Consider the following 15,742-nt stretch of genomic DNA (forward strand, 5'->3'; position numbering starts at 1 on the left):
GATGGACTTCGTCAGCGTTGTTATCATTGAGGTTCTGTACGCCATCGCGAGTCTGGCACTGATCAGTGCCGGCCTCGCGGTAGTGTTCGGCATGATGCGCGTAATCAACCTGGCCCATGGTGAATTTCTGATGATCGGCGGCTATGCCGCCATTGTCTCCGTGCAGGCGGGAATCAACATATACATTGCCATGCTGGTCGTTGCTCCGCTGGTGGTTGGTCTGCTGGGGCTGATCGTTGAGCGTTGTGTGATCCAGTTTCTCTATGGCCGCATGCTGGATACCATGCTGGCAACCTGGGGCCTGAGTCTGCTTCTGACCGGTGCGGTGACCATGATCTTCGGTAACACCACAACCGGAATATCCACGCCGATTGGCGGTTTCAGTATCGGCGCCTATCAGGTCAGCGGATATAACATATTCATCCTCGTGGCTGGCGCCGCCCTGATGGCCGCAATCTTCCTGGTTCTGAAGACGACACGGCTCGGCCTGGTCGCGCGTGGAGCGATGCAGAGCGCCGAGATGACATCCGGCCTTGGTCACAATCCGAAACGGATTTACATGGCGACCTTCACCATCGGTGCGGCATTGTCGGGACTTGCGGGGGGGATTCTGGCGCCGCTGACCGGGCTGACGCCGACCAGCGGCGGCCTTTATGTGGCAAAAGCTTTCATCACGGTCATATCCGGAGGCGCGGCAGTGGTGACCGGCACCTTATCCAGTGCAGGCCTGTTCGGCGCCCTGACACAACTGACCATGCTCGCCTCCACGCCGGTCTGGGGTGATGTTGCAATGCTGTTTGCGGCGATTGTCCTTTTGCGACTGCTGCCGCGGGGCATCACCGGCCGCTTTTTCACCCGGCAGGTATAGATGGCACCCAGCGACAGGAGAAACCGGCACATTCTGGTGGCGGCACTGGGAATGCTGATCCTTGTCGGCCTGCCGCTGGTTGTCGACCTGATCACCCTGCTCGAGGTCAGCATATACATTGTCTATGCCATCCTGGCGCTCAGCCTCGGGTTTATCTGGGGCTATGGGGGAATCCTGTGCTTCGGCCAGGCCGCATTTTTCGGCCTCGGTGCCTACACCTATGCCGTTGCCGCAATCAATGTCGGGGAGAGTACCGGGCCGTTCCTGCTGGCAATCGTGCTGCCCGGGGCCTTCGCCTTCCTGCTGGGCGCCATGATGTTCTACGGGCGGATCAGCGATGTCTATATGGGAGTGATGACACTGGTTGTCACGCTCATCCTCTTCAAGTTCATTAACTCGACGGCCAACGAAACCTGGGTGGTCGGGACCGCACGGTTGGGCGGTTTCAATGGCATCCCGAGCTTTCCAACCCTGAATATTCCGGGCGATCCCGGGGCCGTACTCGATCCTGAGCAGTTTTTCTATGTAGCAATGGCTTTCCTGATCGGGGTCTATTTCCTGCTGCACTGGCTGATGACCACGCATTTCGGCCGGGTGGTGGTGGCCATCCGCGAGAACGAGACTAGGGCCGAGCTGCTGGGTTATGACGTCCGCCTTTACAAGACGGCCGTGTTTGCCATCGGTGGTGCCGTCGGCGGTCTGGCCGGCGCCTTGTTTGCCAACTGGGGGAATTTCGTCAGTCCCGGCCTGTTCGGCCTGGCGCAGTCGGCGACCATTATCATCTGGGTGATCGTCGGTGGCCTCGGCACCCTGCTCGGACCGGTGATCGGTGCCGTGCTGATCCAGTACATCACCACACTGCTGGGCCAGCAGGGGGTGATTAACAATGCCTTCGTGCTCGGTGCTATCCTTGTTCTGTTCGTTCTGCTTCTGCCAAAGGGATTGGCGCCGGCCATCATGCAGATTGTGACCCGGCGCCGCAGGCCGGTGCGATCCAAACCGCAGCGAGGCGGCCATGGCAGTTAAAGGCGCGGTGGTTCTGGAGACGCGGGCCCTCAGCATGCGGTTCGGAGGGGTGGTCGCGGTCGATAATGTTGATTTCGAATTGCGTGAAGGCGAATTGCGCTGCCTGATCGGGCCGAATGGTGCAGGCAAGTCCACCTTCTTCAAATGTCTGACCGGCCAGCTGACTCCGTCGGCAGGCGAGGTGCTGATCGCGGACAAACCGGTGGCGGGCCTGCCGCCCTGCCGCATTGCCGATGCCGGTATCGGGGTGAAGACACAGACCCCAAGCCTGTTCAATGGCCTGACCGTGCGGGAGCATCTTGCCCTGGCAGTCGAGCGGCACCACAGGGGGGCGGAGGCAGCCGCGCGGGTCACCGAGCTGACCGAACGCTTCGCCCTGGGCGACCTGTCAGCACGGATTGTCGGCGAACTGGCCCATGGCCAGCGCCAGCAGGTCGAGATCGCCATGGTGGTGGCTGCCGATCCGTGGCTGGTCCTCCTGGATGAACCCGCGGCCGGCATGACCCATGACGAGGTCGAGCGCATGGTTGTCCTGATCCGCGAAATCAACCGCCATACCACCATGATCATTGTCGAGCACGACATGCAGTTCATCCGGATGATCGGCGACCAGGTCACGGTGTTTCACCAGGGCGCGATCCTGATCGAGGATCATGTTGATGTGGTGCTCTCGGATGCCCGTGTGCGTGAAGTCTATCTGGGGGCCTGAGGCGATGGCGGCGACAGAGCATACCGGTAACGGGAATGGCAAAGATGTCCTGCTGAAAATCCGCGGGCTGTCGGCTGGCTATGGCAAGATTCCCGTACTGCATGATCTGGATTTCGAGGTCAGGCCGGGCGAGACAGTCGGCATCCTCGGCCACAATGGCATGGGCAAGACCACCCTGCTGAAGACTCTGATGGGCTATATCCGGCCGGCCGGAGGGCGGATCGCTTTCGACGGCGAAGATATTACCGCCCTGCCGCCCTTCGAAAGAAGCCGCGCCGGCATCGGCTATGTACCGCAGGGGCGGGGTATTTTCCCGGACCTGACAGCCCACGAGAATCTGCGCATGGCTCTGATCGGCACGGATGAGGGGCCCATCGACCGCATCCTTGAGGAGATTCCGCGACTGGAGCGGCTGCTCGACCGGCGGGGCGGCAGCCTCAGTGGCGGTGAGCAGCAGCTACTGGCCCTGGCCCGCTGCCTGGCCGGCGAACCGCGGCTGGCCCTGCTGGACGAGCCGACTGAGGGCATCCAGCCCTCCATCATCAAGGAAATGGCGGTTCTGCTGCGGCAGCTGGTGAAAGCGCGCGGCCTGACCGTGCTGCTGGTCGAGCAGAATCTTGATTTCATTGCCCAGCTTTCCGACCGGGTGCTGATCCTGCAGAAGGGGCGCATCACCGGGGAGGTGAAAGGCAGCGAGATTCATAGCGCTGCGATCATCGAGGAATTTGCCGGCTTTGGTGCCGGCCGTCGCCTTTCCGGGCCGGGGACGGCCCAGCCGATGATGCCGCGGCCGGCCACAACCGCCGTCCCCCTGCCGCAGGCCCAGCGGCCAGCACCCATTCAGATGCAGGGCGGACTTGTATCTGGCCTGTCGACCTCCCTGCCGCTGCAGCGGCCGCGGCCATCGGCCGTTCATCCACCGCCTGCTTCCGCTTCCACCGATCCTGCGAGGACCAGTTACATGACTGTCAAGCGTCCGACCGAGTCGCAGTTGCGCGATATCGTGGCCGAGTTCGGCATGGCGATGAGCGACGATACGCTGCGGACCTATCTCAGCCTGATGGAAGGCACCATTCAGGCCTACGACACTGTCGACGCCCTGCCGGATTTCCTGCCGCCGGTGGATTATCCGCGCACGCCGGGCTACCGGCCCCAGCCGGCGGAGAATCCGCTGAATGCCTGGTATGTGAAGGCCGAGGTGCGCGGTGCGCCGCGCGGGCCTCTGTCCGGAAAGAAAGTCGTGCTGAAGGACAATGTCTGCCTGGCCGGTGTGCCGATGATGAATGGTGCCTCCACGCTGGAAGGCTATGTCCCGGATGTGGATGCCACGGTGGTGACGCGCATTCTCGATGCCGGCGGCACGATCGTCGGCAAGGCCCATTGTGAATATTTCTGTCTGTCCGGCGGCAGCCACACCAATGCCACCGGCCCGGTCCATAATCCATGGAAGATGGGGTACTCGGCGGGCGGGTCATCATCCGGCTGCGGGGCCCTGGTCGGTGCCGGCGAGGTCGAGATGGCGATCGGCGGTGACCAGGGTGGTTCAATCCGCATGCCGGGTTCGCTCTGTGGCATCTACGGCATGAAGCCGACCCACGGCCTGGTGCCATACAGCGGCATTATGCCGATCGAGATCACCATCGATCATACCGGGCCGATGACGCGCACCGTGGCCGACAACGCACTGCTGCTGGAGGTCATTGCTGGCGAAGATGGACTCGATCCGCGCCAGTATGCCCCCAAGGTTGACAAATACACGGCTGCACTCGGCCGCGGCGTCAAGGGCATGCGGATCGGTGTGGTGAAGGAAAGCTTCGCCGTTCCTGGCATGCAGGATGATGTGGTTCAGAAGGTCCGCGCCGCAGCGGAGCTGTACCGCCAGCTCGGTGCCCAGGTCGAGGAAGTATCGGTGCCAATGCACAGTCTGGGCACGGCGATCTGGACGCCGATCGCCCTCGAAGGCCTGACCGACCTGATGATGAACGGCAATGGGTTCGGCACCAACTGGAAGGGGCTTTATGTCACCAGCCTGCTGGATGCCCATGCCAACTGGCGCAGCCGCGCTGATGAGTTGTCGGACAGTCTGAAAATATCGATGTTCATCGGCCAGTATTTCCTCAAGCATTATCGCGGCCATTATTATGCCAAGGCGCAGAATCTGGCCCGCCAGCTGAGGCTGGCCTACGATGCGGCACTGGATCGTTGCGACCTTCTGCTGATGCCGACCCTGCCGATGAAGGCGCAGCCGCTGCCGCCGCCGGGCAGCGGCCCGGAACTGGTTATTCAGCGGGCCTTCGAAATTCTGCCGAATACCGCGCCGTTCGACACGACGGGACATCCGGCGATGACGGTGCCCTGCGGTCTCAGCGAAGGGCTGCCCATTGGTGTGATGCTGATCGGCAAGCACTGGAACGAGGCCACCATCTACCAGGCAGCCCACGCTTTTGAACAGGCTGACGACTGGCGTAATATGTAGGCGGGTTCGAAACCGGCTGCATCAGATAGCCGGATATATACCGCAGGAGGAAACAGCCATGAACCGCCTCACCGAGGCCTATACCCGCGGCGAGAGCGCGGAGCCCCTGCTGCGCCTGACCGTTCACGGCCTGCTGGCCCGGACGGTTGAGCGGCATGGTGCCCGCGAGGCGCTGGTCGTGCGCCACCAGGGAATCCGCTGGAGCTACTACGATCTGGCGCGCGCCGTGGATGATCTGGCCGCCGGGCTTCTGGCGCTTGGCCTGCAGAAGGGCGACCGTATCGGCATCTGGTCGCCGAACCGGGCGGAATGGGTGGTGGCGCAATTCGCCACGGCCAGGATCGGCCTGATCCTGGTGAACATCAATCCGGCCTACCGCATCGCCGAACTGGAATTTGCCCTCAACAAGGTGCAGGCAAAGGCCCTGATCGTGGCGCCGCGGTTCAAGACCAGCGACTATCTCGGCATGCTGCTGGAACTGGCACCGGATCTGGCGGAAGGGGATCCGGGGGCGCTGCATCTGAAGCGTCTGCCGCATCTGCGCTGCATCGTCAGGCTGGGCGAGGAGAAAACGCCGGGCATGGTGAATTACGACGCCGTTCTGCGGCTGGCAGGCCCGGCCCAGCGCGCCCGTCTTGATCAGATCGCGGCCGGCCTCGATCCGGACGAGGCGATCAACATCCAGTTCACCAGCGGCACCACCGGCCTGCCCAAGGGCGCAACCCTGACCCACTACAATATCGTCAACAATGGCTATTTCACCGCCCGCTGCATGAAGCTGTCGGAACGTGACCGGCTCTGCATCCCGGTGCCGCTGTATCACTGTTTCGGCATGGTGCTGTCGAACCTGGCCTGCGTCAGCCATGGCGCCTGCATGGTATTCCCCGGAGAGGGCTTTGACGCAAAGGACGTGCTGGAGGCGGTGCAGGCCGAACGCTGCACGGCGTTGCATGGTGTGCCGACCATGTTCATCGCCGAGCTGGACCATCCGGATTTCGGCAGCTACGACCTGTCCAGCCTGCGCACCGGCATCATGGCCGGCGCTCCCTGCCCGATCGAGGTGATGAAGCGGGTGGTGCGCGACATGGGCATGCGCGAGGTGACGATCGCTTATGGCATGACGGAAACCAGTCCGGTCTCGTTCCAGAGCGGTGTGGATGATCCGCTTGAACGGCGGGTAGCGACCGTCGGGCGGATTCATCCCCATGTTGAGGTCAAGATCGTCGGGGAGCGGGGCGAGACTTTGAGGCCAGGCGAGAAGGGTGAGCTGTGTACCCGGGGTTATTCGGTGATGCGGGGCTACTGGGACGAGCCGGGGAAGACGGCCGAGGCGGTGGATGCCGCCGGCTGGATGCATACCGGTGATCTGGCGGTTCTCGACGAGGAGGGGTATTGCAACATCGTCGGCCGGGTGAAGGACATGGTGATCCGCGGTGGTGAAAATCTGTTTCCGCGTGAGATCGAGGAATATCTGTTCCGCCACCCGAATGTGCAGGATGTCCAGGTTTTCGGCGTCCCCGATGCGAAATACGGTGAGGAGCTTTGTGCCTGGATCGTGCCGAAGCCGGGCAGCCAGCCGACCGAGGAAGATATCCGCGGCTTCTGCCGCGGGCAGATCGCGCACCAGAAAATTCCACGCTATATTCGCTTCGTCGATGCCTTTCCGGTCACGGTGACAGGGAAGGCGCAGAAATTCATGATGCGGAAGGCGATGGTCGAGGAACTCGGTCTGAGGGAGGCGGCCACGGCATGATCCGGGCGAAGGAGGCATCCTGGCAATGACGATCGAGATCCGGCCCGATGATGCGCTGATCGTGATCGACGTGCAGAACGACTTCTGCCCCGGCGGCGCCCTCGCGGTGCCGGACGGCGATGCGGTTGTGCCGGTGATCAACGGCCTGATCGGGCGCTTCGCCCATGTGATCCTGACCCAGGACTGGCATCCGGCCGGGCACCGTTCTTTTGCCTCGACGCATCCCGGCCGCCAACCCTTCGAGAGCATCGCGTGGAGCTACGGCCCGCAGACCCTGTGGCCGGATCACTGCATCCAGGGCAGCACCGGCGCAGAGTTCCACCCGGACCTGCGCGTCGATACGGCGGAACTGGTGATCCGCAAGGGCTTTCGCGGCGAGATCGATTCCTATTCGGCCTTCATGGAGAACGACAAGACATCCCGCACCGGCCTCGCCGGTTATCTGCGCGAGCGGCGGCTGAACCGCCTGTTCTTCTGCGGTCTGGCACTGGACTTCTGCGTCGGCTGGTCTGCGCTGGACGGTCGCCGGGAGAGTTTCCCGGCCTATCTGATAGAGGATGCCTGCCGGGCCATCGACCTGAATGGCAGTCGCGCCGGCGCTCTGGAGCAGTTGCAGGCCGCCGATGTGCAGGTGATAACCGCGGGTCAGTTCGTCTGAAGCGTGCTTCTGTTCAAGCGGCAGCAGTCTGTTCTGCCGACGTGAACTGTCCCGCCGTGGCATTCCACTCCGTCAGCCAGGCCTTGGGGCGGCCCGCCCGGCCGGGATCGAATGCCACCTGCCAGCGCGGGTTGCGGCCATCGCTCGGGCTGGGCCGGATCTGCCAGCGGGTCAGGGCTGCGGAAGCGCCATGGTCGCGGCGGAGCAGGAAACCGAGGACCTGCCCGGAGGCCGCCGCTGCCTGCAGCCGCCGGGAAGCGGCCAGGTCCGGGCCATCCACTTCGGCCACCACGGCCGCGTAGCCCGGGCTGCGCAGGGCATCTTCGAAAGCCAGCAGCCGGTCCTGGGCGCGCCGTGTCCAGGCAACGGTCAGGCGGCGATGGTCGAAGCCGTAGGCGGCGAAGGCCGGGGCATGGAATTGCGGCTCCGGGGTGATCCACAGCACGGGACGGCTGCGCCTGACCTGGCCAAGATACGCCGCCAGGAAACCGGTCACGGCCTGTGGCGGACCGATCAGGTCGTGAAGGCTGCCGGCTGGCAGGCCGCCCCAGGGCAGGGCCGAGTCGATCTCCGCATCCCCGAAGGGGGCGACCTTCCCGGCAAGGACCCGGCTGCTGACGGTCAGGCGGTCGATCCGGCTGCGCAGGCCGGCAATCAGGCTGGGGGAAGGTGACAGGGACATCGGTTTCTCCATGAATGACACTGTATGTTCTATTATTGATCGTAAAAATTTCCAATATGTTCTTATTCCCAATTATATACTTGACTGAACGGTGTGATTATGGAAAATGAGAACGGACAGGCCGGCGCTCTCGAAGAAGTCGAGAGAGAAGTCGCCGATATGATCTGGGAATACGAAAACCGCCCTGGTGAATTAGGGGGAGCGTTTGCGCGAAAACTTGTGGCGCATATTCTCGGGCATAAAGATATCCAACAAATCATGAGAGAACGTGGATGTCTCTTTACTCAGGTCGAGACAGTCTTGCCCAAGTTTTAGAACGCGCTTGAATGTGAATTGTTTTTGATTGATGCGGTGATGTTGCTTATTGGCATCCATTCTAACAAAGGTGAATGTCTGCTTATTTAAATCCCATTTGCTGAGAGTTCCGTGTATCAGCCAATGCCGCGCGTCAATAATCGGATGCATCCTTTCGATCATGCCTTTAACTCTAGGCTCAAGGTGCATGATGCTAGGCGTGGTCTTAAAACACTTCTTTATAAATTCCATTTTGCGGCGCAGTTCTGTTGGAATAGTAGATTCTCCGTGCGGTGATCGCGCTCTTGTATAGATAATTTCAACCCACTGAGTCAGCCCTTGCTCCACAAAAGCCCATGGAATTACTAACTGCCCAACCGACAGATAGAGGGCGTTGTGAAAATCCTCGTCTGGAGTCATGTCCATGACCAAATCCCCCGATGATGCAAAGCGCGACGAGGTGCTGAAGCGGATGCTTCAGACCCCGCCAACACGAAACAAGCCTATGGGGAAAGGGGCTAAGAGTCCCGAGGGAAACGACGCTTCAAAATCGCCAGCCCAAGGAAAGCGTAAACGGAGCGTCGTACTGCCGCAGGACTGAGCGGCTTATGCGCTGTGAGACCGCCGATAGGTCAGACGCTTGCCTTCCGCACCCTTATGGGAAAGCACGGCGCGGGCGTCATCTTCAATCTTGCGGGCGTTGTAGCGGAAATCGAATTCCGCCAGATAGCGGTGCAGATGCTTCTCGCCGCAATGCTGGTAGACGCCCTTCATGCCGCGCTTGAAGATCGAGAAATAGCCTTCAATGGTGTTGGTATGCACGGGGCCACGGGCGTATTCCTTGGCCGAGTGGTTCACCGTCTCGTGCTGTGAGACGTACAGGTCCGCATCGGTATAGAGGCGGCTTTCATCGGTGTAGAGCGTGGCGTTGACGGTCACGTTCTTGGAGACGATTTCCAGCACCGTGTTCTTGGTGGCGCGCTCGACATGGAACGAGCGGACATTGCCGCCACGCTCGACCAGAGAGACGATAGCGCGCTTGTTGGCAGGACCACGGGCGCCGGCCTTGTGATAGGGCTTGCCGTCCGAGCGGGTCATGGTGGGTTCGTCCACCTTGCCAAAATAGGTCTCGTCGGCTTCCACAGGCTGGCCGCGGCCGCCCATGGGGCCCGGACTGGTGTCCTTCATGCTCTCGCGGATGCGATGGGCCATGAACCAAGCGGTCTTGTAGGTGACGCCCAGCATGCGGTGAAGCTGGTGGGCGCTCATCCCCTTCTTGGAGGCGCACAGCAGATGGGTAGCCAGTACCCACTTATGCAGGGGGACATGGCTGCGCTCGTAAACGGTGCCGACGCGGACGGTGTACTTCTTGCGGCAGGCCGAGCAGTGATACCAGCCGTCGCCCATGGACTGGCCGCCCAGCGCCTTGGACTCGTCCGTCACCCCGCAATAGGGGCAGGAAGGGCCATCCGGCCAGCGGATCGCCTCCAGATGGGCGCGGGCTGCGGCTTCGTCGGTGAAGATGGGATTGGTCAGGTCGGTCATGGGCTTATCCTCAGGGGCCCTTTATACCGAACGGACGATGTTCAGTCAAGTATATAATTAGGTTCTTATTCCTATCCGAGTGCCTGCGGAGCATCGGAGCAAAGCCCGGTGCGGGCGAATTGCCTCCCCGGGAGGCATGCTCCAGAAAACGGTGGATAAGATTCCGCGTCCCGTTGACTCCCGCGACGGTCCCGTGACAGCGTGAATAAAATTTCACCACCTGAAATTTTATCATGGGCAAGCGCGCATCCACGACTTCTGCCATGGAAGACGACGATCAGGGCCTCGCGGCCCGGGCGGCCTGGCTGTCCTATATCGGCGGCTATACCCAGCAGCAGATTGCCGATCGCCTGCGGGTATCCCAGGCCAAGGCGCATCGCCTGATCGCCGACGCCCTGCGCCGCGGCCTGGTCAAGGTTTTCGTCCAGGGCGTGCCCGCGGAATGCGCCCGCATGGAAGATGCCCTGCGGGAGCGGTTCGGCCTGGCCAGCTGCATGGTGGCGCCATCTCTGACCCCTGCCGATCCGGCCGGCAGCGAAAGCCATGCCTTTGCGGCCATCGGTGCGGCCGGGGCACGGCTGCTGCACCAGGTTCTGACCACGGAAAAGATTGCCGTCGTGGGTGTCGGCAAGGGCCGCACGCTGGCTGCCGTGGTCCAGCATCTGCCCGAAGTGGTCCGCCCGGACCTGAAAGTGGTCGCGGTTTCCGGCAGCCTCAACCGCAATCTGGCCGCCAATCCGCTCGACATCGTGCTGCGTCTGAGCGAGCGCACCGGCGGCCAGGGTTATTTCCTGCCGGTGCCATATCTGGCCCCGAGCGAAGCGGAGCGCGAGGTCCTGCTGGCACAGAAAAGCGTCGGCGACATGTTGCAGCTGGCGCGCCGGGCCGATCTGGTCATGGTCGGGATCGGCAGCCTCGAGGCCGACGCCCATCTGCGCCAGATCGGCATGCTGAACGAGCGTGAATGGAGCGAATTGCGGGCGCAGGGGGCGGTTGGCGACCTGATGGGCAGCTTCATCGACGAGGCCGGCCGCCCGGTTGCAGCTTCGCTGAACCGCCTGTCTATGGGGCTGGGCATCGCCGATCTGAAAGGCCGCCGTGTGGTTGGCCTTGCCGGCGGAGCACGCAAGGCGAGGGCGATTCTGGCGGCCCTGCATACCGGTGCCCTGAGCGACCTGGTGATCGACGAGGATGCCGCGGCCGGTATCCTGGCCTTGCTGGATGCAACAACGGAGGCTCGCGATGGGCGAGGCGCAGAAGGTCGCGCCGCTTGACCGCGAACGGCTGGCCCGGCGCACTGCGCCGGCCGGCGCCGCGGTGTCCGGTGGCGAACATGGCCGCAATCCGGGCCTGCCATTCGATCTCGACCTGATCGAGCCGATCCGCATCAACCGCAGCGCCGTCGAACGCCGCACGGCCAGCCTGCCCGGGCGCCGCAGCGTGAAGAAGGATGCACAGGCGGCCTGGCTGTTGAAGGCCATCACGTGCATGGACCTGACCACGCTGTCCGGCGACGACACGCCGGGCCGCGTGCGGCGGCTCTGCGCCAAGGCACGCCAGCCGGTGCGGCAGGACATCCTTGCACGGCTTGGCCTTGCCGATCGTGGCATCACCACCGGCGCCGTCTGCGTTTACCATGCCATGGTGGCCACCGCCGTCGAAGCCCTGGAGGGGACGGCGATCCCGGTTGCCGCAGTTTCCACCGGCTTTCCGGCCGGCCTCACGCCCTTCGACCTGCGCCTGCGCGAGATCGAGGCATCGGTGGCGGCAGGTGCCCGCGAGATCGATATCGTGATCGACCGCTCGCTGGTCCTGACCGGGAACTGGCGGCAGCTCTATGACGAGATGCGCGCCTTCCGAGCCGCCTGTGGTGAGGCGCATGTGAAGGCAATCCTTGGCTGCGGCGATCTTGGTACGCTGAAGGATGTCGCCCGCGCCTCGGTGATCTGCATGATGGCCGGTGCCGATTTCATCAAGACCTCGACCGGCAAGGAATCCGTCAACGCGACCCTTCCCTTCGCCCTGGTGATGGTGCGGATGATCCGCGACTATCATGCGATGACCGGATGCCGGATCGGTTTCAAACCTGCTGGCGGCATCAGCGCCGCCAAGGACGTTCTGGTCTACCAGATGGTGATGAAGGAAGAGCTTGGCCTGCCCTGGCTGCAGCCGGACCTGTTCCGGATCGGGGCCTCCAGCCTCCTGAACGACATCGAACGCCAGCTCGAACATCATGCCGGCGGCCGCTATTCCGCCGCCCACCGCCATCCGATGGCCTGAGGATTCCGATGAGCATCGCGGCCCTGATGGACAGCATGGATTACGGCCCCGCCCCGGAAAGCGCGACGGCGGCCGAAGCCTGGCTGGAGGCGCGCAGCCGTCGCCTCGGCCTGTTCATTGACGGTGGCTGGCATCGGCCGGGAGATGGAAACTGGTTCGCCAGCATAAATCCGGCGACGGGACAGAAGCTGGCCGAGGTCGCGCAGGCGTCCGCTGCGGATGTTGACGTCGCTGTTGCCGCTGCACGGACAGCGCAGGCCGGCTGGGCAAAGCTTGGCGGTCATGGCCGGGCACGGTTCCTCTATGCCCTGGCGCGACTGGTGCAGAAACATGCGCGTCTTCTGGCCGTGCTGGAGACGCTGGATAATGGCAAGCCGATCCGCGAGACCCGGGATATCGACATCCCGCTGGTTGCCCGGCATTTCTACCACCATGCCGGCTGGGCTCAGCTGATCGACAGCGAATTCCCGGATCACCGGCCATTGGGTGTCGCCGGCCAGATCATCCCGTGGAACTTCCCGCTGCTGATGCTGGCCTGGAAGATCGCGCCGGCCCTGGCGGCTGGCAATACCGTGGTGCTGAAGCCTGCCGAGGAAACCAGCCTGACCGCCCTGCTGTTTGCCGAGCTCTGTGCAGAGGCCGGCCTGCCGAAGGGCGTGGTCAATATCGTCACCGGGGATGGTGCGGTCGGCGAGATGATTGTCCGCCATGCCGGTATAGACAAGATCGCCTTTACCGGTTCGACGGAAGTCGGCCGCCTGATCCGCGCCGCCACGGCCGGCAGCGGCAAGAAGCTCAGTCTTGAACTTGGCGGCAAGTCGCCTTTCCTCCTGTTCGAGGATGCCGATCTCGATGCCGCCATCGAAGGGCTGGTCGATGCCATCTGGTTCAATCAGGGCCAGGTCTGCTGTGCGGGCTCGCGCCTGCTGGTGCAGGAAAGCATCGCGGAAAAAGCCTATGCCCACCTGCGGGCACGCATGGAAACCCTGCGGGTCGGAGACCCGCTCGACAAATGCACCGATATCGGCGCCATCATCTCGCCCCGCCAGCGCGACCGCATCGATGCGCTGGTGCAGAATGGGGTTGCCGAGGGGGCTGCTTTGTGGCGCCCGGCCACCGCAATGCCGGCGTCAGGTTGCTTCTACCCGCCGACGTTGCTGGCGAATGCCGAGCCGTCAATGACGGTAGCGCAGGAGGAAATTTTCGGCCCGGTCCTTGTCGGCATGACGTTCCGTACGCCGGCCGAGGCGGTGGCGCTGGCCAACAACACGCGCTACGGCCTTGCTGCCTCCATCTGGAGCGAGAATATCAACCTTGCCCTCGACATCGCCCCGAAGCTGAAAGCCGGCGTGGTATGGGTCAACTGCACCAACCAGTTCGACGCGGCCAGCGGTTTCGGCGGCTATCGGGAATCCGGATTCGGCCGGGAGGGCGGTCGCGAGGGCATGCTGGAATACCTGTCTCCGGCACCGCCCTCTGCCGCGAAGCCACGCAAACCGGGGAAGGCGGCAGGTCGTCCATCTGCGATCCCGGCCATCGACCGCACGCCGAAACTCTATATCGGCGGTCAGCAGGCGCGGCCTGACAGCGGCTACAGCCGCGATGTGTTCGATATACAGGGTCGGCTGCTGGCCAGGGTGGCCGATGGCAATCGCAAGGATATCCGCAACGCTGTCGAGGCCGCCCGCAAGGCGGAAGGCTGGTCGACCGGACAGGGCCATTCGCGGGCCCAGATCCTGTATTACTGCGCCGAGAATCTGTCTGCCCGTGCCAGCGAATTCGCAGCCCGGCTTTCTGCAATGACCGGACAGCCGGCCGGTGCTGCGCGGCAGGAGGTCGAGGCCAGCATTCAGCGCCTGTTCAGTGCAGCTGCCTGGGCCGACAAGTATGACGGGGCCGTGCATAACCCGCCGCTGCGCGGTGTGGTGCTGGCGATGAACGAGCCGCTCGGCATCCTGGGCATTGTCTGCCCCGACGAGATGCCGCTGCTGTCTTTCACATCGCTCTGGGCTGCCGCGGTTGCCATGGGCAACCGGGTGATCGTGGTTCCCTCCGAACGGCATCCATTGGCGGCAACCGATTTCTATCAGGTTCTGGATACCTCGGATATGCCGGCCGGCGTGGTGAATATTGTCACCGGCGGAAGCAAGGACCTGGCGAAGACACTGGCGGAGCATCACGAAGTGGATGCCCTCTGGTATTTCGGCGATGCTGCCGGTATCGCCATGGTCGAGCAGGCCTCGGCCGATGATCTCAAACAGACCTGGACCGAACCGGCAGGCCGGCGTGACTGGCATAATGCCGCGCAGGGCGAAGGGCGGCTGTTTCTCCAGCGCGCCACCCAGGTGAAGAACATATGGATTCCCTACGGAGCATGAGGCGGCAATGACAAAGCGCGGCTTTCTCGGTCTGGGTCTGGTTGCAGGGGCAATGGGCATGATGGTCGGCGCCGTGGCGCTTCCGTTGCGTGCCGCGGAAATCAAGCCTGCTATCGTCTTTTCCATCGGCGACAAGTTCGACGGATCTTTCAACGAGGCCGCCTATCGCGGCGCCGAGCGGTTCAAGTCGGAAACCGGGATCGAGTACCGCGATTTCGTGATTTCCAACGAAACCCAGTTCGAGCAGGCGCATCGCCGCTTCGCCCAACGCGGCAACGACCCGATCATCGGCGTTGGTTTCTTCCAGACGGCCGCCGTCACCGCCGTGGCCAGGGAATATTCGAAAACCCGCTTTTCCGTGATCGACACGGTAGTCGACCTGCCGAACGTGCAGTCGATCCTGTTCCGCGAGCATGAAGGATCGTTCCTGGTCGGCCTGCTGGCGGCCATGGCATCCAGGACCGGCACCATCGGGATGGTCGGTGGCATGGATATTCCGCTGGTGCGGCGCTTCTACTGTGGTTTCGAGCAGGGTGCCAAACACGTCAACCCGAAGATCACCGTTCTGTATAATTCCACCGGCAACACACCAGCTGCATGGACTGATCCCGGGCGGGCGGCGGAACTGGCGAAGAGTCAGTTCGACCGCGGCGTGGATGTGGTCTTCGCTGCCGCCGGTACCAGCGGGCTCGGCGCCATGCAGGCTGCCAAGGATAATGGAAAACTGGCAATCGGCGTCGATTCAAACCAGAACCATCTGCATCCGGGCACCATGCTGACCTCGATGGTCAAGCGGGTCGACCTGGCCGTCTATCGCAGCTTCGCCGACGCCAGAGCCGGCAGCTGGAAACCCGGCGTCACCGTTCTTGGCCTGAAGGAGGGCGGTGTCGACTGGGCGCTCGACCAGCATAACGAAAAGCTGATCTCCGCCGAGATGAAGGCCGGGGCCGATCAGGCCAAGGCAGCCATCATCGCCGGCAATATCAGGGTGCATGACTACATGACCAACAACAAATGCACGCCATAAGAAGTCTCGCATAAACAGACGCGTAAACGACAGGGACAAGGAAGGA

General features: G+C 62.8%; 13 protein-coding genes. 10 read left to right on the forward strand and 3 right to left on the reverse strand.

The features are described from left to right. Position 1 precedes the first annotated feature (1 nt). From ACEQZY_RS01765 to pncA, 6 genes are read left to right on the forward strand one after another with little or no spacing between them, the layout of a single operon-like run. Positions 2–868 (forward strand): branched-chain amino acid ABC transporter permease, encoded by an 867-nt coding sequence (locus ACEQZY_RS01765; RefSeq protein ID WP_370151858.1) that lies wholly within the window; start codon positions 2–4, stop codon positions 866–868. After that, positions 869–1,894 (forward strand): branched-chain amino acid ABC transporter permease, encoded by a 1,026-nt coding sequence (locus tag ACEQZY_RS01770; RefSeq protein ID WP_370151860.1) that lies wholly within the window; start codon positions 869–871, stop codon positions 1,892–1,894. It begins immediately after the preceding gene. Next, the gene (locus ACEQZY_RS01775) at positions 1,884–2,603 is read left to right on the forward strand and encodes an ABC transporter ATP-binding protein (protein WP_370151862.1); all 720 of its coding nucleotides are present in this window, start codon (positions 1,884–1,886) and stop codon (positions 2,601–2,603) included. The genes ACEQZY_RS01770 and ACEQZY_RS01775 overlap by 11 nt, the downstream gene beginning before the upstream one ends. Beyond that, entirely contained in the window at positions 2,581–5,079 is a 2,499-nt protein-coding gene (locus ACEQZY_RS01780) for an amidase (RefSeq protein ID WP_370151864.1), read from the forward strand. The genes ACEQZY_RS01775 and ACEQZY_RS01780 overlap by 23 nt, the downstream gene beginning before the upstream one ends. A 58-nt stretch (positions 5,080–5,137) precedes the next feature. Continuing rightward, the gene (locus ACEQZY_RS01785) at positions 5,138–6,832 is read left to right on the forward strand and encodes an AMP-binding protein (RefSeq protein WP_370151866.1); all 1,695 of its coding nucleotides are present in this window, start codon (positions 5,138–5,140) and stop codon (positions 6,830–6,832) included. Positions 6,833–6,857: 25 nt separating this feature from the next. After that, positions 6,858–7,490, forward strand: coding sequence for a bifunctional nicotinamidase/pyrazinamidase (gene pncA / locus ACEQZY_RS01790; RefSeq protein WP_341702240.1), 633 nt, complete (start codon positions 6,858–6,860; stop codon positions 7,488–7,490). Positions 7,491–7,503: 13 nt separating this feature from the next. Here the strand turns inward: pncA and ACEQZY_RS01795 are convergent, their stop codons facing one another. From ACEQZY_RS01795 to ACEQZY_RS01805, 3 genes are all read right to left on the reverse strand, one after another. Then, positions 7,504–8,172 carry a hypothetical protein gene (locus ACEQZY_RS01795; RefSeq protein ID WP_341702239.1) on the reverse strand — a complete coding sequence of 223 codons (669 nt, stop codon included), beginning with the start codon at positions 8,170–8,172 and terminating at the stop codon, positions 7,504–7,506. A gap of 192 nt (positions 8,173–8,364) precedes the next feature. Further along, positions 8,365–8,892 (reverse strand): hypothetical protein, encoded by a 528-nt coding sequence (locus ACEQZY_RS01800; RefSeq protein ID WP_370151868.1) that lies wholly within the window; start codon positions 8,890–8,892, stop codon positions 8,365–8,367. Positions 8,893–9,072: 180 nt separating this feature from the next. Next, positions 9,073–10,011 (reverse strand): IS1595 family transposase, encoded by a 939-nt coding sequence (locus ACEQZY_RS01805; protein WP_370151870.1) that lies wholly within the window; start codon positions 10,009–10,011, stop codon positions 9,073–9,075. A 233-nt stretch (positions 10,012–10,244) separates the two neighbouring features. On the opposite strand from ACEQZY_RS01805, the gene ACEQZY_RS01810 reads away from it, so the two are divergent. Genes ACEQZY_RS01810 through ACEQZY_RS01825 form a run of 4 tightly spaced genes read left to right on the forward strand, consistent with a single transcriptional unit; the run spans position 10,245 to position 15,696 of the window. Next, the gene (locus ACEQZY_RS01810; protein ID WP_341702238.1) at positions 10,245–11,285 is read left to right on the forward strand and encodes a sugar-binding transcriptional regulator; all 1,041 of its coding nucleotides are present in this window, start codon (positions 10,245–10,247) and stop codon (positions 11,283–11,285) included. Then, positions 11,254–12,291, forward strand: a complete 1,038-nt coding sequence (deoC, locus tag ACEQZY_RS01815) for a deoxyribose-phosphate aldolase (RefSeq protein WP_370151872.1) — start codon at positions 11,254–11,256, stop codon at positions 12,289–12,291. The genes ACEQZY_RS01810 and deoC overlap by 32 nt, the downstream gene beginning before the upstream one ends. A gap of 8 nt (positions 12,292–12,299) precedes the next feature. Then, entirely contained in the window at positions 12,300–14,669 is a 2,370-nt protein-coding gene (locus tag ACEQZY_RS01820) for an aldehyde dehydrogenase family protein (protein ID WP_370151874.1), read from the forward strand. 7 nt (positions 14,670–14,676) lie between these two features. After that, on the forward strand, positions 14,677–15,696 hold the full coding sequence (locus tag ACEQZY_RS01825) for a BMP family ABC transporter substrate-binding protein (protein WP_341702235.1): 1,020 nt from the start codon (positions 14,677–14,679) through the stop codon (positions 15,694–15,696). Positions 15,697–15,742 lie beyond the last annotated feature (46 nt).

The organism is Ferrovibrio sp. (genome assembly GCF_964218355.1).
GTDB lineage: Bacteria > Pseudomonadota > Alphaproteobacteria > Ferrovibrionales > Ferrovibrionaceae > Ferrovibrio.

Bases quoted from the DNA above. Each gene is read 5' to 3' on its own strand.
- ACEQZY_RS01785 (WP_370151866.1), top strand. From the start codon at position 5,138: ATGAACCGCCTCACCGAGGCCTATACCCGCGGCGAGAGCGCGGAGCCC.
- ACEQZY_RS01825 (WP_341702235.1), top strand. From the start codon at position 14,677: ATGACAAAGCGCGGCTTTCTCGGTCTGGGTCTGGTTGCAGGGGCAATG.
- ACEQZY_RS01775 (WP_370151862.1), top strand. From the start codon at position 1,884: ATGGCAGTTAAAGGCGCGGTGGTTCTGGAGACGCGGGCCCTCAGCATG.
- ACEQZY_RS01765 (WP_370151858.1), top strand. From the start codon at position 2: ATGGACTTCGTCAGCGTTGTTATCATTGAGGTTCTGTACGCCATCGCG.
- ACEQZY_RS01820 (WP_370151874.1), top strand. From the start codon at position 12,300: ATGAGCATCGCGGCCCTGATGGACAGCATGGATTACGGCCCCGCCCCG.
- ACEQZY_RS01770 (WP_370151860.1), top strand. From the start codon at position 869: ATGGCACCCAGCGACAGGAGAAACCGGCACATTCTGGTGGCGGCACTG.
- ACEQZY_RS01810 (WP_341702238.1), top strand. From the start codon at position 10,245: ATGGGCAAGCGCGCATCCACGACTTCTGCCATGGAAGACGACGATCAG.
- ACEQZY_RS01800 (WP_370151868.1), bottom strand. From the start codon at position 8,892: ATGGACATGACTCCAGACGAGGATTTTCACAACGCCCTCTATCTGTCG.
- deoC (WP_370151872.1), top strand. From the start codon at position 11,254: ATGGGCGAGGCGCAGAAGGTCGCGCCGCTTGACCGCGAACGGCTGGCC.
- pncA (WP_341702240.1), top strand. From the start codon at position 6,858: ATGACGATCGAGATCCGGCCCGATGATGCGCTGATCGTGATCGACGTG.
- ACEQZY_RS01795 (WP_341702239.1), bottom strand. From the start codon at position 8,172: ATGTCCCTGTCACCTTCCCCCAGCCTGATTGCCGGCCTGCGCAGCCGG.
- ACEQZY_RS01805 (WP_370151870.1), bottom strand. From the start codon at position 10,011: ATGACCGACCTGACCAATCCCATCTTCACCGACGAAGCCGCAGCCCGC.